General features: G+C 52.2%; 16 protein-coding genes and 15 tRNA genes. 30 read left to right on the forward strand and 1 reads right to left on the reverse strand.

What is annotated here, in order from left to right:
• The first annotated feature begins 66 nt into the window (after positions 1-66).
• From ftsB to rpoS, 8 genes are all read left to right on the forward strand, one after another.
• Positions 67-339, forward strand: a complete 273-nt coding sequence (ftsB, locus tag ACXAD4_RS02495; protein WP_317524333.1) for a cell division protein FtsB — start codon at positions 67-69, stop codon at positions 337-339.
• Between the two features lie 5 nt (positions 340-344).
• Entirely contained in the window at positions 345-1,043 is a 699-nt protein-coding gene (gene ispD / locus ACXAD4_RS02500) for a 2-C-methyl-D-erythritol 4-phosphate cytidylyltransferase (protein ID WP_475238434.1), read from the forward strand.
• Positions 1,043-1,516 (forward strand): 2-C-methyl-D-erythritol 2,4-cyclodiphosphate synthase, encoded by a 474-nt coding sequence (ispF, locus tag ACXAD4_RS02505; RefSeq protein WP_475242690.1) that lies wholly within the window; start codon positions 1,043-1,045, stop codon positions 1,514-1,516. Before ispD ends, ispF begins: the two co-directional genes overlap by 1 nt.
• A gap of 62 nt (positions 1,517-1,578) precedes the next feature.
• Positions 1,579-2,643 carry a tRNA pseudouridine(13) synthase TruD gene (truD, locus tag ACXAD4_RS02510; RefSeq protein ID WP_475238437.1) on the forward strand — a complete coding sequence of 355 codons (1,065 nt, stop codon included), beginning with the start codon at positions 1,579-1,581 and terminating at the stop codon, positions 2,641-2,643.
• On the forward strand, positions 2,624-3,370 hold the full coding sequence (gene surE, locus ACXAD4_RS02515; protein WP_475238439.1) for a 5'/3'-nucleotidase SurE: 747 nt from the start codon (positions 2,624-2,626) through the stop codon (positions 3,368-3,370). The genes truD and surE overlap by 20 nt, the downstream gene beginning before the upstream one ends.
• 5 nt (positions 3,371-3,375) lie before the next feature.
• Positions 3,376-4,005 carry a protein-L-isoaspartate(D-aspartate) O-methyltransferase gene (locus tag ACXAD4_RS02520; RefSeq protein ID WP_475238441.1) on the forward strand — a complete coding sequence of 210 codons (630 nt, stop codon included), beginning with the start codon at positions 3,376-3,378 and terminating at the stop codon, positions 4,003-4,005.
• Between the two features lie 5 nt (positions 4,006-4,010).
• Positions 4,011-4,970: a peptidoglycan DD-metalloendopeptidase family protein gene (locus ACXAD4_RS02525; RefSeq protein ID WP_475238443.1), complete on the forward strand. Its 960-nt coding sequence runs from the start codon at positions 4,011-4,013 to the stop codon at positions 4,968-4,970.
• A 56-nt stretch (positions 4,971-5,026) separates the two neighbouring features.
• Entirely contained in the window at positions 5,027-6,019 is a 993-nt protein-coding gene (gene rpoS, locus ACXAD4_RS02530; RefSeq protein ID WP_475238444.1) for an RNA polymerase sigma factor RpoS, read from the forward strand.
• 107 nt (positions 6,020-6,126) lie between these two features.
• On the opposite strand, the gene mutS is transcribed toward rpoS, so the two are convergent.
• Positions 6,127-8,697, reverse strand: a complete 2,571-nt coding sequence (mutS, locus tag ACXAD4_RS02535) for a DNA mismatch repair protein MutS (RefSeq protein WP_475242691.1) — start codon at positions 8,695-8,697, stop codon at positions 6,127-6,129.
• 182 nt (positions 8,698-8,879) lie between these two features.
• On the opposite strand from mutS, the gene pncC reads away from it, so the two are divergent.
• From pncC to ACXAD4_RS02645, 22 genes are all read left to right on the forward strand, one after another.
• Entirely contained in the window at positions 8,880-9,410 is a 531-nt protein-coding gene (gene pncC / locus ACXAD4_RS02540; RefSeq protein ID WP_475238445.1) for a nicotinamide-nucleotide amidase, read from the forward strand.
• Between the two features lie 134 nt (positions 9,411-9,544).
• Positions 9,545-10,597: a recombinase RecA gene (gene recA, locus ACXAD4_RS02545; RefSeq protein WP_475238447.1), complete on the forward strand. Its 1,053-nt coding sequence runs from the start codon at positions 9,545-9,547 to the stop codon at positions 10,595-10,597.
• Between the two features lie 90 nt (positions 10,598-10,687).
• The gene (gene recX, locus ACXAD4_RS02550; RefSeq protein WP_475238449.1) at positions 10,688-11,149 is read left to right on the forward strand and encodes a recombination regulator RecX; all 462 of its coding nucleotides are present in this window, start codon (positions 10,688-10,690) and stop codon (positions 11,147-11,149) included.
• A 279-nt stretch (positions 11,150-11,428) separates the two neighbouring features.
• The gene (gene alaS, locus ACXAD4_RS02555) at positions 11,429-14,053 is read left to right on the forward strand and encodes an alanine--tRNA ligase (RefSeq protein WP_475238450.1); all 2,625 of its coding nucleotides are present in this window, start codon (positions 11,429-11,431) and stop codon (positions 14,051-14,053) included.
• Between the two features lie 16 nt (positions 14,054-14,069).
• Complete coding sequence (locus ACXAD4_RS02560; RefSeq protein ID WP_475238452.1) at positions 14,070-15,260, forward strand: aspartate kinase; 1,191 nt, start codon at positions 14,070-14,072, stop codon at positions 15,258-15,260.
• Positions 15,261-15,345: 85 nt separating this feature from the next.
• On the forward strand, positions 15,346-15,543 hold the full coding sequence (gene csrA, locus ACXAD4_RS02565) for a carbon storage regulator CsrA (RefSeq protein ID WP_036818084.1): 198 nt from the start codon (positions 15,346-15,348) through the stop codon (positions 15,541-15,543).
• Between the two features lie 205 nt (positions 15,544-15,748).
• Positions 15,749-15,841 (forward strand) — tRNA-Ser (locus ACXAD4_RS02570).
• 32 nt (positions 15,842-15,873) lie between these two features.
• A tRNA-Arg gene (locus tag ACXAD4_RS02575) sits at positions 15,874-15,950 on the forward strand.
• 52 nt (positions 15,951-16,002) lie between these two features.
• A tRNA-Arg gene (locus ACXAD4_RS02580) sits at positions 16,003-16,079 on the forward strand.
• 11 nt (positions 16,080-16,090) lie between these two features.
• Positions 16,091-16,183: transfer RNA gene (locus ACXAD4_RS02585), tRNA-Ser, on the forward strand.
• A 37-nt stretch (positions 16,184-16,220) separates the two neighbouring features.
• Positions 16,221-16,297 (forward strand) — tRNA-Arg (locus ACXAD4_RS02590).
• A gap of 50 nt (positions 16,298-16,347) precedes the next feature.
• Positions 16,348-16,424 (forward strand) — tRNA-Arg (locus ACXAD4_RS02595).
• A 10-nt stretch (positions 16,425-16,434) separates the two neighbouring features.
• Positions 16,435-16,527: transfer RNA gene (locus ACXAD4_RS02600), tRNA-Ser, on the forward strand.
• 38 nt (positions 16,528-16,565) lie between these two features.
• Positions 16,566-16,642: transfer RNA gene (locus tag ACXAD4_RS02605), tRNA-Arg, on the forward strand.
• Positions 16,643-16,730: 88 nt separating this feature from the next.
• A tRNA-Arg gene (locus ACXAD4_RS02610) sits at positions 16,731-16,807 on the forward strand.
• A gap of 41 nt (positions 16,808-16,848) precedes the next feature.
• Positions 16,849-16,925: transfer RNA gene (locus ACXAD4_RS02615), tRNA-Arg, on the forward strand.
• Between the two features lie 87 nt (positions 16,926-17,012).
• A tRNA-Arg gene (locus ACXAD4_RS02620) sits at positions 17,013-17,089 on the forward strand.
• A gap of 51 nt (positions 17,090-17,140) precedes the next feature.
• Positions 17,141-17,217: transfer RNA gene (locus tag ACXAD4_RS02625), tRNA-Arg, on the forward strand.
• 37 nt (positions 17,218-17,254) lie between these two features.
• Positions 17,255-17,331 (forward strand) — tRNA-Arg (locus ACXAD4_RS02630).
• Between the two features lie 50 nt (positions 17,332-17,381).
• Positions 17,382-17,458 (forward strand) — tRNA-Arg (locus tag ACXAD4_RS02635).
• 37 nt (positions 17,459-17,495) lie between these two features.
• Positions 17,496-17,572, forward strand: a tRNA-Arg gene (locus ACXAD4_RS02640).
• Between the two features lie 506 nt (positions 17,573-18,078).
• A complete protein-coding gene (locus tag ACXAD4_RS02645; protein ID WP_475238455.1) occupies positions 18,079-18,330 on the forward strand; it encodes an oxaloacetate decarboxylase subunit gamma in 252 nt (83 codons plus the stop codon).
• Positions 18,331-18,371: the final 41 nt, after the last annotated feature.

Genomic DNA, 18,371 nt, shown 5'->3' on the forward strand with positions numbered 1-18,371 from the left:
ACACGTCTTTGTGTTTCAATCTGTTATGATTAGCTTAATTTCTTATACCATTGCCAAGAGGGCGCAATGCGATTGTTAAACCTCCTGCTGCTGGCAATTCTCGGCTGGTTACAGTATGACTTCTGGCTCGGCAAAAACGGTATGGTCGACTATCTTGCGGTGCGCGATAACGTCGCGGTGCAACAGCAGGCCAATGCCGAACTGGTTCAGCGCAACCAGCAGATGTATTTCGAAATCCATGACTTGCACCGTGGTCAGGAAGCAATCGAAGAGCGGGCCCGTAACGAGCTGGGCATGATCGGAACCGGTGAGACCTTTTTCCGTATTGTCAGTGATTGAATCCCATGAAAGATAAAATGATCGCAGTCGTTCCGGCTGCAGGCGTCGGTAGCCGGATGGCTGCAGACCGACCTAAACAGTACTTGCATATTGCTGGCAAGACTATTCTCGAACATACCATTGACCGTTTGTTGCATCACCCAATGATCGAGCGCGTTGTCGTTGCTATTGGCGAGCAGGACCCGTATTTCCCAACCTTACCGTTGGCGGAAAACCCAAGGGTCACCCGTGTCGATGGCGGGGCAGAACGCGCGGACTCTGTTTTTTCGGGCTTGGCGGCGATTGATGACCCTGATGCCTGGGTACTGGTTCATGATGCAGCCCGCCCTTGTTTGCGCCAGCAGGATCTGCAAAAGCTGATTGATGGGGCACTGGCAAGTGAGTGTGGTGCTATTCTGGCGGCTCCGGTGCGCGATACCATGAAGCGCGGCAATGGCCAGCAAGCTATCGCGGTGACCGTTGAGCGCAGTGATCTCTGGCATGCATTAACCCCGCAGATGTTTCGGGCAGGCCAGTTGAAACAGGCACTGGAAAAAGCGCTGGCGGAGGGGGCGGTAGTGACCGATGAAGCATCGGCCCTGGAGCACTGCGGTATGTCACCGAAGCTGGTAGCGGGACGGGCTGATAACCTCAAAGTCACCCAACCTGAAGATCTCGCTATCGCGGAATTTTATCTGCAACACTTATTGAAGGAAGAGCAATGATGCGTATAGGACACGGCTTTGACGTGCATAAATTTGGTGGCGAAGGCCCGGTGATTATCGGCGGTGTTGCGATTCCTTATGAGCAGGGTTTGATTGCCCACTCCGACGGTGACGTTGCACTGCATGCCGTATGTGACGCCTTGCTGGGTGCGATTGGCGCCGGTGATATTGGCCGCCATTTCCCTGATACCGATGCGGAGTGGGAAGGCGCTGACAGCCGTATGCTGCTGCGCGACGTATACCGCAAAGTAAAAGCAAAAGGCTACCGCTTGGGCAATCTGGATGTCACCATTATTGCCCAGGCACCAAAAATGGCACCGCACATTGATGCGATGTGCCAAGCGATTGCCGAGGACTTGGAAACCGATGTTGAGAATATCAATATCAAAGCGACCACCTCGGAGCGTCTTGGTTTTACCGGACGCAAAGAAGGCATTGCCTGTGAAGCGGTAGTGCTGATCAACAAAGAATAAATCGGGTAGGGCCTGTGGCCCTGCCTTCTGGCATCTCGGTGCTGCTAAAGAATGGTGTAATTATGTCTACGGTAATGGACAACTTCAGCTGGTTATATGGAAAACCTAGCTGTCAGGGCCGCATTAAGGTTGAGCCTGAAGATTTTGTAGTAAAGGAAAACCTTGGCTTTGAGTTTGCCGGTGTGGGCGAGCATTTCATGGTGAAGATCCGCAAAACCGGTGAAAACACCAAGTATGTGGTTAATGAACTGGCCAAAGCCTGCGATGTGAAATCGCGTGATGTCAGCTGGGCCGGCTTGAAAGATCGCCACGCGGTGACCGAACAATGGCTCAGTGTCCACTTACCGGGTAAACCCGACCCTGACCTGACCCAGTTTGTAGCTGAACATCCGGGTGTTGAAGTGCTGGAAACAGCCCGCCATGATAAAAAGCTCCGTCCGGGCGATTTAACCGGAAACTGGTTCCAACTGACATTGCGAGAGCTTGATCAGCCTGAGGATGTAATTGCCCGATTGGAGCAGGTTCAGCAGCTTGGTGTTCCGAACTATTTCGGTGAGCAGCGTTTTGGCCACGGCGGTAATAATGTCACTAAGGCCCGCGCCTGGGGCAATGATGAATTCCGCGTGCGCGATAAGAGCAAGCGCAGCTTCTACTTGTCGGCAGCTCGCTCATGGCTGTTCAACATGATCCTGTCAGCCCGTATCGAGCAGCAGAATGTCCATACCGTGATCGATGGTGATCTGCTGGACGTCGACGGTGATGATCGCGATCGTCTGGTCGAAACGGATGTTGCACAGTGGCAACAGGCCGTAGATAACGGCACGGCCTTCATCACAGCGCCGATGATGGGTGATAATGCCCTACCGACTAGTGGCCAGGCTGAAGCATTTGAAATGGCTATCGCCGAGCAAGAGCCGCTGCTGCTGAAGTTGATCCGCGATAACCGCATGCGCCATGAGCGCCGCCCGTTGCTGCTGAAACCACAAGACATGGCTTGGCAACGAGAAGGCGATACGGTAACCGTTTCTTTTGCACTTCCGGCGGGCTGTTTTGCCACGGCGGTCGTTCGTGAGCTCATGGTTGAGCTGGAACAACAGGAAGGACACTATGCGAATTCTGATCAGTAATGACGATGGTATCTTTGCCGAAGGGATCAAGACCCTGGCAAAGGTCTTGAGTGAGATTGGCGAGGTGACGGTCGTTGCCCCGGATCGTAATCGCTCGGGGGCGTCAAACTCATTGACGCTGGATAACCCGCTCCGGATCCGCCACGAAGGCGAACAGCAGATCTCGGTGGAAGGCACCCCGACAGATTGTGTCCACTTTGCGCTTAATGAATGGCTCGATGACCGTCCTGATGTGGTTGTCGCCGGCATCAACCATGGTGCCAACCTAGGTGATGATGTGCTGTACTCCGGTACGGTAGCTGCGGCGACAGAAGGCCATTTTCTAGGCGTGCCAGCAATTGCCGTATCCTTGGTTGGGGATCAGCATTTTGATACGGCTGCGCAGGTGGTTAAGCAAGTCTTGCAAAAAATGCAGTCTGCGCCGCTGCCAAGCAATAAAATTTTAAATATCAATGTGCCGGATGTCGCTTATTCTGAGTTGGGGAGTTGGCAGGTCACTCGCCTTGGCGCCCGCCACCGAGCCGAGAACATGGTTAAGGGAACCGACCCCCGTGGTAAGGAGCTATACTGGCTGGGGCCTCCGGGGCCTTGTCAGGATGCCGGGCCGGGTACTGACTTTTATGCCATTGAACAGCAATGTGTATCGATAACGCCACTGCAGGTCGACCTTACTGCGCATGATGCGCTGGCAGGACTGAGCACGTGGATTGAGCAACAGGAGAAATAGTCGCAATGCGCTATGTGGACGAGCGGACGCTTTTGCTGAACTATTTACGCCAGCAGGGAGTCAAAGATGACAAGGTGCTTCAGGCCATGGCATCTGTCCCGCGGGAGCTATTTATCGATGAAGCCCTGTCACACAAAGCTTATGAGAATAATGCTCTGCCGATTGGCTGTGGGCAGACGATCTCGCAGCCGTATATTGTCGCTAAGATGACTGAGCTGATGGCGTTATCGCCTGATTCAAGGATCCTCGAAATTGGGACCGGGTCAGGGTATCAGACGGCAGTGCTGGCGCATCTGGTTAATCACGTCTATTCCGTTGAGCGGATCAAGGCGTTGCAGTGGCAGGCCAAGCGCCGCCTGAAGCAGCTTGAATTGCATAATGTCTCGACCAAGCACAGTGACGGTTGGCGTGGCTGGGCAGGTAAAGGCCCGTTTGATGCCATTATCGTGACAGCTGCTGCAGCTGAAATCCCAGTTGAGCTGTTAACGCAATTGGCTGATGGTGGCCGCCTGGTGATCCCGGTCGGTGAGCATTCGCAAGTGTTGAAAGTGATTATCCGCGAAGGTGAGCGCTTTGCTTACCGCGATATTGAAGCAGTACGTTTTGTTCCGCTTGTAGCCGGGGAGTTGGCTTAGGTCATATGTTAGGGGTGTTGTCTTCAGCAAGGACGTGGAAGCTGGCAGCGATAGTTGCCGGCTTGATGCTATCTGGCTGCAGTAACCATAACCCTGCGCCGGTGACGAGTCTTGGTAAGGACTACCATAGCCTCGAGCGCGGTAGCTACCGTGGTAGCTACTATGAAGTGCAAAAGGGCGATACCTTGTACTTTATTTCCTATATTACCGGCCGTGATGTCGACGATATTATTGCAAGTAATAAATTGTCGAAGCCTTATACCATTTTCCCTGGTCAAAAGTTGCAGTTATGGCGGCCGAAATATGTTGCCCCGCAATATGGTCGGGCAGCTCCTGTGGCCGTAGCAGCAACACCTGCTGCTAAAACACCAACAAAAACAACAAGCTCAAAACCGGCTCAACCAAAGCCTGCGGCAAAGGCGCAACCAGCAGCTCAGCCTGCCTCCCAGAAACCGGCCCAAGCCGCAGTGTCTCAAAAACAAAACGCACAAAAAGCCGCCAATAAAAATGTTGATCCGGCTCCCACAAAAGAGTACTCTCAAAAAACCAAAAGTAACAAAGTTGTTACATCCAGGCCGCAACCTAGCAACACCAAAGTGGCTAAGTGGACTTGGCCGTCAAAGGGGCGTGTGATTGCAAAGTTTTCCAATTCGGAGAATGGCAACAAAGGTATCGACATCGCCGGGCAGCGTGGACAAGCTGTCAATGCATCAGCAAACGGGGTGGTGGTCTATGCCGGGAATGCGCTTCGCGGATACGGTAATTTGGTCATTATCAAACACAACGATGATTACCTCAGTGCCTACGCCCATAACGACCAGGTTTATGTGAAGGAGCAGCAAAAGGTATCGGTTGGCCAGAAAATTGCTTCTATGGGAAGCTCGGGCACAAATACAGTAAAGCTGCATTTTGAGATCCGTTACAAAGGTAAATCCGTAGATCCTATGCGTTATTTACCACGATAGACAACATGGCATAGTAAAGTTGTAATGTCTTGCTAACTCGCCATCTGGGAGGCGCTATGAGTGGAAGCAATACTGCTGCAGATATTGAAGACTTTGATTTTGATGCAGAAATGGAAGCAGAATCTACGACTGTTGAAACCAAAGCCGAAGATGTCAGTGCTAGTGATGATGATGTCGATATGTCGCAATATGGGGCTACGCAGAAAGCTCTTGATGCGACTCAGCTCTACCTTGGTGAAATTGGTTTTTCACCCTTGCTAACCGCAGAGGAAGAAGTCCTCTACGCCCGCCGTGCATTGCGAGGTGACGAAGTCGCCCGTAAGCGAATGATCGAAAGTAACCTCCGTTTGGTGGTTAAAATCTCCCGTCGTTACAGTAACCGTGGTCTGGCTTTGCTCGATTTGGTCGAAGAGGGCAACCTAGGTTTGATCCGTGCGGTTGAGAAGTTCGATCCGGAGCGCGGCTTCCGTTTTTCAACTTACGCAACATGGTGGATCCGTCAAACAATCGAACGGGCTATCATGAACCAAACCCGTACTATCCGCCTACCGATCCATGTCGTTAAAGAGCTGAATGTCTACCTGCGTACTGCCCGTGAGCTGGCACAAAAGCTAGATCATGAGCCGACGGCGGAAGATATTGCGCTTAAGCTGGATAAATCCGTCGATGACGTCAACCGTATGCTCCGACTTAATGAGCGTGTTGGTTCGGTAGATAACCCTATCGGTGGCGATTCGGAAAAAGCCCTGCTGGATATCATCCCTGATGAAAAGAGCGGTGGTCCCGAAACGTCGACCCAAGATGATGATATCAAAACATCTATCGTTCATTGGCTTCAGGAGCTGAATCCGAAACAACGCGAAGTGCTGGCTCGCCGTTTTGGTCTACTTGGCTATGAAGCATCGACATTGGAAGATGTCGGTCGTGAAATCGGTCTGACTCGTGAAAGAGTTCGCCAGATCCAGGTGGAAGGCCTACGTCGTTTGCGTGATATGCTGACCCATCAGGGCTTGAGTATTGAATCGCTGTTCAATCAGGAACAACTGTAAACCGGCACACTTTTTTTAAGACTTTTTCCGGTTACGATCAAAAAGGGATGCCACGTGGCATCCCTTTTTATTTCCTGCTTAGCCAATAGCCAATAGCCAATAGCCAATTACATCAAGGCTTTTAGGCGATACAGCTCGTCAAGTGCTTGGCGTGGGGTCATTTCATCTGGGTTGATACGCGCCAGTGCTTCCTCGACTTCGCTTGGCTCCGGCAGCAGGCTGAGCTGCTGTTCGGCAACCGGGGTTTTGCTCGCAGGTGCAACCGCTTGCTGGTGGCCGCTGGCTTCCAGTTGCTGCAGCTTGAACTTGGCGCGTTTGATCACCGACTTCGGTACACCGGCCAGACTTGCGACTGCCAAGCCGTAGGACTTGCTGGCTGCGCCTTCCTGTACTGCGTGCATGAAGGCGATCTCGTCACCGTGCTCAACCGCATCGAGGTGGACATTGGCTAGGCCATCCATCAGCGATGGCAGCTCGGTCAGCTCGAAGTAGTGGGTGGCAAATAGGGTCATGGCAGAGATCTTGTCGGCCAGCCACTCGGCACTGGCCCATGCCAGTGACAAACCGTCATAGGTACTGGTACCACGGCCAATTTCATCCATCAAAACCAAACTATTCTGCGTCGCATTGTGCAGAATGTTTGCAGTTTCAGTCATTTCAACCATGAAGGTGGAGCGGCCTGACGCCAAGTCATCGGAGGCACCGATACGGGTAAAGATCCGATCCAGTGGGCCGATCTTGACTGCTTCCGCTGGTACAAAAGAGCCGACATGGGCCAGCAGCGCAATTAGGGCTGTCTGGCGCATATAGGTCGACTTACCACCCATGTTCGGACCGGTAATGATTAGCATACGGCGATCATGGTGGAGTGAGATCGGGTTGGCGATAAACGGCTCGCTCAATACCTGCTCGACCACCGGGTGGCGACCAGCAGTGATCTCGATACCGGTGGTTTCTGTCAGCTCCGGACGGCAATAGTTGAGGGTATCGGCACGCTCGGCCAGGTTGGCCAGCACATCCAGTTCGGAAATTGCCGCAGCAGCATTTTGCAGCTGTTCCAGGTGCGGCAACAGCAGATCAAACAGCTCTTCCCATAACTTTTTCTCCAGCGCCAAGGCTTTTGATTTCGAGTTGAGGACTTTGTCCTCGTGCTCTTTGAGCTCCGGAATAATGTAACGCTCGGCGTTTTTCAGTGTCTGGCGGCGCACATAGTGGCTTGGTACCAAGTGGCTTTGGCCTCGGCTCACCTGAATGTAAAAGCCGTGAACATTGTTGAAGCCGACTTTCAGGCTGTCGATGTCATGGCGCTCGCGTTCGTTGGCTTCCAGCTCCTCAAGGAACTTGGTGGCACCATCGGCCAAATCACGCCACTCGTCCAGCTCGGCATTGTAGCCCGGTGCCAGTACGCCGCCGTCACGGATCACTACCGGTGGGTTCTCGATAATCGCACACTCTAGCAGCTCGCACAGCTCGTCCATTGGCGCGGCAAGACCCGCCAGTTCACCGATACGGCGTTGATCGATATCACTCAGCATTTCAGCTAGCTCTGGCAGGTGCTGAAGAGCGGTGCGCATGCGGGCAAGGTCGCGCGGACGGGCAGAGCGCAGGGCCAAGCGGGCAAGGATACGCTCTAGGTCGCCCATGTGCCGCAATACGCCAGCGATATCCAAAAATAGGCCGGTGTCCTTGAATGTAGTGATAGCATCAAGGCGGCCGTTAAGTTGTTGGCGATCTCGGATAGGCTGGTGAAGCCAGCGTTTGAGCAAGCGGCTGCCCATTGGTGTTGCCGTCTGATCCAGTACCGAGGCCAAGGTGTTATCAAAGCCACCGGCGAGGTTCTGGGTTAGTTCAAGGTTGCGGCGGGTCGCGGCATCCAGGATCACGGAGTGATCTTTGGTATCTAGGGTAATAGCACGGATATGTGGCAGGGCGGTGCGCTGGGTGTCTTTGACATATTGCATCAGGCAACCGGCGGCGCAAAGGCCATGTTCTGCTTGTTCGACACCGAAACCAACCAGATCACGGGTACCGAATTGCATGGTCAGCTGCTGGCGTGCAGTGTCGAGATCGAACTCCCACACCGGGCGACGGCGTGCCCCTTTCATGCCATGGAACAAACCCGGCAGGTCGAAATCTTCTGGGTAGAGCAACTCAGCAGGGCTGGTGCGTTGCAGTTCGGCCTGCATCGCTTCTTCGGTTTCGGGTTCGGTCAACATAAAGCGACCCGAGGTAATATCCAGCGTGGCGTAACCGAATTTGTTTCCTTCGTGGTAGATAGCGGCAATCAGGTTGTCTTGACGCTCGCTCAGTAGCGCTTCATCGCTGACTGTTCCCGGGGTGATGATACGTACCACCTTGCGTTCAACCGGCCCTTTGCTGGTTGCCGGATCACCCACTTGCTCACAGATAGCGACAGAAACACCTTGTTGGACAAGGCGAGCAAGGTAGCCTTCTACTGCATGGTAAGGCACACCAGCCATCGGGATCGGATTGCCATTGGATGAACCGCGCTTGGTCAGCGAAATATCCAGCAGCTGTGAAGCCTGCTTGGCGTCATCAAAAAATAGTTCGTAGAAATCACCCATCCGATAGAACAGCAAGACTTCCGGATTCTCTGCTTTGATCCGCAAATACTGTTGCATCATAGGGGTGTGTTTTTCTATGCCTTTTATTGTCACGTTGTTGCCTGCTACATTGTGCCGGAGGGCTGGTTTACCCTGTTTACCCGGAGGAAGTTTCTGGTCGCTTAGGATACGTGATCCCGACCTGTCGATACAGTACTTTCCTTGCCCAAAAGCGGCCAAGGGCAACAGGCTTGCCCGCATGGCAAGAGCCGAGTAATGTGTAGGCCAAAAGGGACATGAAACAAGTCAAAAAGCCGTATTCAACAAGTCGTATTCATTTGGGAGTGATGATGGCATTAGCACAACAAGTCGGTTTGGCCCTGGCCCAACGTAACTGGGTAGCCGTTACCGCTGAATCCTGCACTGGCGGTGGCGTATCCTCGGCAATCACAGATATCGCAGGCAGTTCAGCATGGTTTGACCGGGCATTCGTGACATACAGCAACGAGGCCAAGCAGGAAATGCTCGGCGTCAGAGCAGAAACTCTGACTGAATTTGGCGCCGTGAGTGAAGCGGTAGTCGCTGAAATGGCGTTGGGTGCGTTGGCCCAGTCGCGCGGAGATATTTCGGTGGCGATTAGCGGTATTGCCGGCCCCGGTGGTGGCAGTGAAGAGAAGCCCGTCGGTACCGTGTGCTTCGGCTGGGCGGATCACACCGGTAAGCTGAAAGTGGAAACCTGCCTTTTTGCTGGCGATCGCCAAGAGGTTCGCCAGCAAGCTGTTGAAAAAGCGTTGTCTGGATTGATTGCCCTAATGGCTCAATCCTGAGTCTATGCGGGAGCCACATCAAATTGGCGAAAAAATTTTCATACAGTGCTAGACACTGTATGAATAGACAGTATACTAATCATCATTATCAGTACTTAGTTTAAGCATTAATTAAGCATCCCTTGGAGAGTCGAATGGACGACAACAAGCAGAAGGCACTCGCCGCCGCGTTAGGTCAAATTGAAAAGCAATTCGGTAAAGGCTCGATCATGAAGTTGGGCGACAACCGCACTATGGATGTCGAAACCGTGTCTACCGGTTCTCTGTCTCTCGATATCGCCTTGGGTGCTGGTGGTCTGCCAATGGGCCGTATCGTTGAAATCTACGGTCCGGAATCTTCAGGTAAAACCACGCTGACGCTAGAAGTGATTGCTGCTGCCCAGCGCCAGGGCAAGACATGTGCCTTCATCGATGCTGAGCATGCGCTTGACCCTATCTATGCTCGCAAGCTGGGTGTTGATATCGACCAGCTATTGGTTTCCCAGCCGGATACCGGTGAGCAGGCACTGGAAATTGCCGATGCCCTAGCACGCTCTGGCGCGGTAGATATTCTGGTTGTCGACTCCGTTGCAGCCCTAACGCCTAAGGCTGAAATCGAAGGTGAGATGGGTGATTCGCACATGGGTCTGCAGGCACGTATGCTGTCTCAGGCAATGCGTAAGATCACCGGTAACCTGAAGCAGTCTAACTGTATGTGTATTTTCATCAACCAGATCCGTATGAAGATCGGTGTTATGTTCGGTAACCCTGAAACGACTACGGGTGGTAACGCACTGAAGTTCTACGCCTCTGTTCGTCTTGATATCCGTCGTACCGGTGCAATCAAAGAAGGCGACGAGGTTGTTGGTAACGAAACCCGTATCAAGGTTGTTAAGAACAAGATTGCTGCGCCATTCAAGCAAGCTGAAACCCAGATCCTTTACGGCAAAGGCTTCAACCGCTACGGCGAGCTTATCGACCTTGGCGTGAAGAACAAGATGGTTGAGAAAGCCGGTGCTTGGTACAGCTACCAGGGCGACAAGATCGGCCAGGGTAAGGCAAATGCCTGTAAGTACATTGAGGAAAACAGCCACATTGCCGAAGAGCTTGAAGCTAAACTGCGTGAGCTATTGCTAACTCCAGCAGTGCTGGAAGAAGCGGCAGCAGACGCTCAGACTGAAGAAGATGCCGAAGATCAGGCGTTCTAATTCATTTCTGGCTATTAGGCTGGATGATAATTAATAGAAACGGGCGGGGTATTGCTACCACGCCCGTTTTTTATTTGCAGTGAGAAGAGAATGAGAACAAAGAAACCAGCACAGAGTGCCAAGCAGGCAGCCGTGAGGTTTTTGTCGCGTCGTGACCATGCCGAGCAGGAGTTGCAGCAAAAGTTGCTGGCGCGCGGCTATGAGCAGGCTGAAGTCGATGAGGCCGTTGCGCTGTGCCAAGACTATAACTGGCTTGATGACGCCCGCTTTGCCGAGCGGTTGCTAAATAACGGTATTGCCAAGGGCTGGGGGCTGCTGCGGATCCGCCAGGAAATGGAATTCAAGGGCATTCATGAGGAAGTTATCCGCCAGCTGTTCGAAGACGATGAGTTCGACTGGTTCGAGCATGCCCGTGATGTTGCCAAGAAGAAGTATGGCGACACCCCGATGGAAACGGATAAGGAAAAAGCCCGTCGCCTGCGCTTTATGCAATCCCGGGGCTTTGATTTCGAGCAGGTGAAATATGCCCTCGGTGTTGACGATGAGTACTGAGATGGCGGCAAACAGCCGCCAATAGCTAGAATCCCACCTTCAATTCCCTAAATCTCCCCCTGAGCACTGCCTGTAGGGGACAAATTGCCGTATTTCTGAACATAACATTTCCCGTATTGGCTGCCGTTGTTTTACAATAACCGCCAAAGAATTTATTTTAGTCCCATCACTGCCTGCCCGAATTGTCCTGCCGAGGGCATGGTGGAACTCAGGGCAGGCGATTAAGACAGTTAAATTCGACCATTCAGTTTACATAAAAGCATTATTCAGGATTTGCCAATGTACATGAGCACTGATGAGATTCGCCGTGCGTTTCTTGCGTTTTTTGAGAGTAAAGGCCACCAGGTAGTCGAGAGTTCTTCTCTTGTGCCTGCCAATGACCCAACGTTGCTGTTCACCAACGCGGGTATGAACCAGTTTAAAGATACATTCCTAGGTCTGGAAAAGCGCAACTACACTCGAGCAACGACAGCTCAGCGCTGTGTTCGTGCTGGTGGTAAGCACAACGACCTGGAAAATGTTGGCTTTACCGCTCGTCACCACACTTTCTTCGAAATGCTGGGTAACTTCAGCTTCGGCGATTACTTCAAGCAAGACGCGATTAAGTTTGCTTGGGAATTCCTGACAGTGACACTGAAGCTGCCGGAAGACCGCCTGCTGGTTACTGTGTACGAGACAGATGACGAAGCGTTCGACATCTGGAACAAAGAAGTGGGTGTTCCGGCTGATCGCATCGTGCGTATCGGCGACAAGAAAGGTGGCAAGCCATTCGAATCTGACAACTTCTGGCAGATGGGTGACACAGGTCCTTGTGGTCCTTGTACCGAAATTTTCTACGATCACGGTGATCACATCTGGGGTGGCCGTCCTGGCACACCTGAAGAAGATGGCGACCGTTTCATCGAGATCTGGAACAACGTATTTATGCAGTTCAACCGTCAGGCTGACGGTACCATGGAGCCGCTACCTAAGCCGTCGGTAGATACCGGTATGGGTATCGAACGTATCTCTGCGATCATGCAGGGCGTGCACTCAAACTACGAGATCGATATCTTCCAGACCCTGATCAAAGAAGCTGCAGCTGTTATTGGCCATGACGATCTGGGCAACCAGTCACTGCGCGTTGTGGCTGACCACATCCGCTCTTGTGCGTTCCTGATCGCTGATGGCGTGATGCCATCAAACGAAGGTCGCGGCTATGTACTGCGCCGTATTATCCGCCGTGCTGTTCGCCACGGTAACAAGCTGGGCGCGAAAGGTGCCTTCTTCTACAAGTTGGTGGGTCCTCTGGCTGAGATCATGGGCACTGCTGGCGAAGAGCTGAAGAAACAGCAGGAAATGGTCGAGAAAGTACTGAAGATCGAAGAAGACAACTTCGGCCGTACACTAGACCGCGGTATGGCGATCCTAGCTGAAGCGCTGGACAACCTTGACGGTAAAGTACTGGACGGTGAAACCGTATTCAAGCTGTACGACACCTACGGCTTCCCTGCTGATCTGACCAACGACGTAGCTCGCGAGCGTGGCTTCTCTATCGATGAAGAAGGCTTCAACGATGCAATGGAAGCCCAGCGTCAGCGTGCACGTGATGCAGGTCAGTTCGGTGTTGATTACAACGATGCGATCAAAGTCGATGCGGAAACTGAGTTCTGCGGTTACGCGGCGACCGAAGGTCAAGCCACTGTAGTTGCGCTTTACCGTGAAGGCGAAGCCGTTGATGCGATCAACGCTGGTGAAGACGGTCTGATCGTATTGGACAACACGCCGTTCTACGCTGAGTCAGGCGGTCAGTGTGGTGACACGGGTGCAATGACGGCTGACGGTGTTCAGTTTGTGGTTGCAGATACCCAGAAGTTCGGCAACGCTATCGGTCATACCGGTAAGCTGGCTGAAGGTGCGTTGAAAGTGGGCGATAAGCTAACCGCAACGGTTGATGCAGCGCGCCGTGCAGCGACTAGCTTGAACCATTCAGCCACACACCTGCTACACGCAGCACTGCGTAACCTGCTTGGCGAGCACGTGACTCAGAAGGGTTCACTGGTTAAGCCTGAAGGCCTGCGTTTTGACTTCTCTCACCTAGAAGCGGTGAAGACGGAAGAACTGCGTGAAATCGAGCGTGTCGTGAACGAACAAATCCGTTTCAACCACGCGATCAACACTGATGTGATGGACATCGAATCAGCCAAAGAAAAAGGCGCGATGGCGCTGTTTGGCGAGAAATATGATGATGAAGTTCGCGTCCTGAGCATGGGTGACTTCTCAGTTGAGCTGTGTGGTGGTATCCATGCCTCTAACACGGGTGATATTGGTCTGTTCAAGATCGTTTCTGAAGGTGGTATTGCAGCGGGTATCCGCCGTATCGAAGCCGTAACCGGCGAAGCGGCGATTGCAGCGCTACACGATCAGGAAGCGCTACTGGCAGAAACCGCAAGCCTAGTGAAGTCTGACGCGGCGTCAGTTGCAACTAAGGTGAGCGCACTTGTGTCTCACAGCAAGCAGCTGGAAAAAGAAATCCAGCAGCTTAAAGACAAGTTGGCTGCGCAGGAAAGTGCGGGCCTTATCAACAAGGCGCAGGAAATCAACGGCGTTAAGGTGTTGGTAACCAAGCTTGAAGGTGCAGACAACAAAGCCCTACGCGGTATGGTTGACGAGCTGAAGAATCAGCTAGGCAGCGGTATTGTCGTACTGGGTAACGTCAGCGGTGACAAAGTTGGTCTGATTGCTGGTGTAACCAAAGATCTGACGGGCAAGGTGAAAGCTGGTGAGCTGGTTAACCTTGTTGCTCAGCAGGTTGGCGGTAAGGGCGGCGGTCGTCCGGATATGGCTCAGGCCGGTGGTACTGATGCCGCAGCATTGCCTGCAGCACTGGAGTCAGTAACCCCATGGTTGGTTGAAAAACTGTAATAGTTGGAGAGGTGCAGTGGCACTATTAGTGCAGAAATTCGGTGGTACGTCGGTCGGGAGTATCGAGCGTATTGAAGCGGTGGCTGAGCGCGTGATCAAAGCGCGCCAGCTTGGTCATCAGGTAGTGGTGGTTGTCTCGGCGATGGCTGGCGAGACCAACCGTTTGTTGGGACTGGCTAAACAAATTGATGCTGTCCCCACCCAGCGAGAGCTGGATGTATTGTTGTCAACCGGCGAGCAGGTCACGATAGCCCTGCTGGCGATGGCCCTGAATAAAAGGGGCTATTTGGCAACATCATTGACCGGTGATCAGTTAGGTATCCGCACTGATACTGTATTTAATAATGCCACCATCACCGAGGTAGAAACTGGGGTGGTGACCGAGTTGCTCGACCGTGACCACATTGTTGTGGTCGCTGGTTTCCAGGGGCGTGATAGTCGAAATAACATCACGACCTTGGGCCGAGGCGGCTCCGATACAACCGCGGTGGCTATTGCTGGTGCGCTGGCTGCCGATGAGTGTCAGATCTTCACTGATGTCGACGGGGTGTATACAACTGATCCTCGTTTGGTCAGCGAAGCGGCCCGTTTGCCGTCAATTCACTTCGATGATATGACAGCAATGGCACGCCACGGCGCAAAAGTGCTACAATTACAGTCGGTTGAATATGCTGAGCAACATAAGGTCCCGTTGAGGGTTCTTTCGTCGTTTGATGAAGGGGAAGGGACCTTGGTTGATTTCTCGACGGTATCAGATAATGGTGCTGCCGGGGTGGCGGTTAAAGGCCAGCAGGCACTTTACCGTGTGATGCAACCGCTTGAAAAAGTGGATCAGCAGCTCGGCTTACTGGGCTTAGATGCTTGGTGCTATGGTGATAGTCAGCAAGCAACCTATCCTGCAACGTATATAGTTGCGGCCGATGATGAGTTGGCTCGACTGAATGTTATCTTAGAAAAAACAGAACTGGCTCAGTCCTCAGTCGCTACACTGACCCTGGTTGGGGAAGGAGTAGATGTGCGCAGTACGGAAGTGGCTGCCGCGCTGACTGAACAAGGGGTGGGTGTCTATCAACGAAAATGCACTGCTCGTTGTGTCTCACTATTGATCAATGGGCAAGATTTACAGTTAGCCGTAGAACACATCCACAAAAAATTTGTGGTAGAGCCAGAAAGTCTGGATAATCGACCACTTCTCGCTGTTTCTTGAGCAGTGAACATTTACGAAAATGTAAATATTGTTGGATAATAAACGTTAACTCTTATAATACTGAGATTACTCAAGGAGCACACGAATGCTAATTTTGACACGTCGCGTAGGTGAAACGCTAATGATCGGTGATGAAGTAACCGTTACTGTTCTTGGCGTTAAAGGTAACCAAGTTCGTATCGGTGTAAATGCACCGAAAGAAGTTTCTGTTCACCGCGAAGAAATTTACATGCGCATTCAAGCGGAAAAAGAAACGGGTTCCCAGGGGTCTGGTAACTACTAATTCGAAGAAGGTCGGCATTTATGCTGGCCTTTTTTGTTACTGCCTGCCACGCCATACCGTTGAATCTAGACGATATACTGGGCTATTAAGTGCGATAATGTGCCGTGTTGGCTATTAAGTGCGCATCCGCGCAGTGGATGTCGTTTTTTCACAATAAAGTGTTTGACTTATTTTTGGCTGGCAGTAATATGGGCCCCCGCAAGACGGTGAGGTGGCCGAGAGGCTGAAGGCGCTCCCCTGCTAAGGGAGTATACGGTTTGTAGCCGTATCGAGGGTTCGAATCCCTCCTTCACCGCCATTCTTTCTTTAGAATGAATGTTCTTGCATTGCGCGTCCGTAGCTCAGCTGGATAGAGTACCTGGCTACGAACCAGGCGGTCGGAGGTTCGAATCCTCCCGGACGCGCCATTATTTAAAAGATATGGCCGAAAGGCGGTATCAGTAAAACCGAATTAAGTGTGCGCTCGTAGCTCAGCTGGATAGAGTACCTGGCTACGAACCAGGCGGTCGGAGGTTCGAATCCTCCCGAGCGCGCCATTAATTTGTGTGGTGAGGTGGCCGAGAGGCTGAAGGCGCTCCCCTGCTAAGGGAGTATACGGTTTGTAGCCGTATCGAGGGTTCGAATCCCTCCTTCACCGCCATTCTTTCTTCAAGTTTGCTTGAATAAAGAAAGCCTGCGCGTCCGTAGCTCAGCTGGATAGAGTACCTGGCTACGAACCAGGCGGTCGGAGGTTCGAATCCTCCCGGACGCGCCATTATTACAACGTACTGCCGTAAGGCGGTGCTATAAAACCGAATTAAGTGTGCGCTCGTAGCTCAGCTGGATAGAGTACCTGGCTACGAACCAGGCGGTCGGAGGTTCGAATCCTCCCGAGCGCGCCATAATTTGTGTGGTGAGGTGGCCGAGAGGCTGAAGGCGCTCCCCTGCTAAGGGAGTATACGGTTTGTAGCCGTATCGAGGGTTCGAATCCCTCCTTCACCGCCATTCTTATCTTCAAGTTCTGCTTGAGAAAGAAAGCCTGCGCGTCCGTAGCTCAGCTGGATAGAGTACCTGGCTACGAACCAGGCGGTCGGAGGTTCGAATCCTCCCGGACGCGCCATTATTCTTAAGTATCAATGGATTGTTACTTACGCCAATGTCGGAAACGCATTGGTCGTTAGGTGTTTCCTAACTATAACAGATTCTGCGCGCTCGTAGCTCAGCTGGATAGAGTACCTGGCTACGAACCAGGCGGTCGGAGGTTCGAATCCTCCCGAGCGCGCCATTCTTCTAATATGTTCTGCATCGCCAGAATATATAGCCTGCGCGTCCGTAGCTCAGCTGGATAGAGTACCTGGCTACGAACCAGGCGGTCGGAGGTTCGAATCCTCCCGGACGCGCCATTATTCCTAAGTACCAATGGAATGTTGCTTATGCCAATGACGGAAACGCATTGGCCGTTAGGTATTTCCTAACAAAACCGATTTTGCGCGCTCGTAGCTCAGCTGGATAGAGTACCTGGCTACGAACCAGGCGGTCGGAGGTTCGAATCCTCCCGAGCGCGCCATTATTGACAACGTATTGCCATCAGGCAGTACTACAAAACCGAATTAAGTGTGCGCTCGTAGCTCAGCTGGATAGAGTACCTGGCTACGAACCAGGCGGTCGGAGGTTCGAATCCTCCCGAGCGCGCCATTATTCAAAATGTACTGCATTGCAGCACATTGCCTGCGCGTCCGTAGCTCAGCTGGATAGAGTACCTGGCTACGAACCAGGCGGTCGGAGGTTCGAATCCTCCCGGACGCGCCATTATTACAACGTACTGCCATAAGGCGGTGCTATAAAACCGAATTAAGTGTGCGCTCGTAGCTCAGCTGGATAGAGTACCTGGCTACGAACCAGGCGGTCGGAGGTTCGAATCCTCCCGAGCGCGCCATTATTCAAAATGTACTGCATTGCAGCACATTGCCTGCGCGTCCGTAGCTCAGCTGGATAGAGTACCTGGCTACGAACCAGGCGGTCGGAGGTTCGAATCCTCCCGGACGCGCCATTATTGAAAAGCTCAGCTTCGGCTGGGCTTTTTTTCTATCTGCGCTTTGTCGCGTCTTTACCCTATTTCCACTCTTCTCTGGTTATCCACTTCTTAGTCTTGTTTCCTCGCATATTCATCCCCTCAGATCGGTAGGGTGAACTTTTCGCTTTGAATTTGAACTCAATAACAGAACCTAGCTTGCAACTTGATATAAGTTACAAAACAAGGACTTTGTATTTTTAGATACTTAAAGGTTACGTTTACGTAAACGTAATTTCCGTGTGACAAGGAAGGTCTATACGGTGGTTGGAAAGACGTTAGCGTTGTACCGCCGTAAGTTGGGTTGAGTCTAAACGGGGAATGACGTCTGATTTAAACTGGATTTTTGTAATTTTACGATCAAACCCTCAGAAACAGGCTAAATATCCACCGTTGGTTGGTGTGTTGTTAATCAGTTTGACATAAATTTACCTAACGTGGTATTTGTTAACCCGCCTATTACAAAATGAATGAAAGGAAGCATTATGGCAGATCTAGGTCCTTTGCTGTGGGAAGCTGCGACGATCATGGTTACCGGTATGGTCGTGGTTTTTATGTTTCTCAGTATTTTGATCTATTTAGTGCAGCTGTTGGCCAAAATTGCGCCTAAAGAGACACCGGATGCGCAGGCGACTCGCCAGCCATCACCAGTTGCTGTTAATCACAATGGCGTGCAGCCTGAGGTTGTAGCGGCTATTTCCGCAGCGGTACATCGCTACCGTGAGCAGAAAGCCTAGGCGATAGCGTTGCTGTCGCGGGAACATTGTGATTTTTAGGA

This window comes from Photobacterium sp. AWH4_225, from assembly GCF_056158405.1.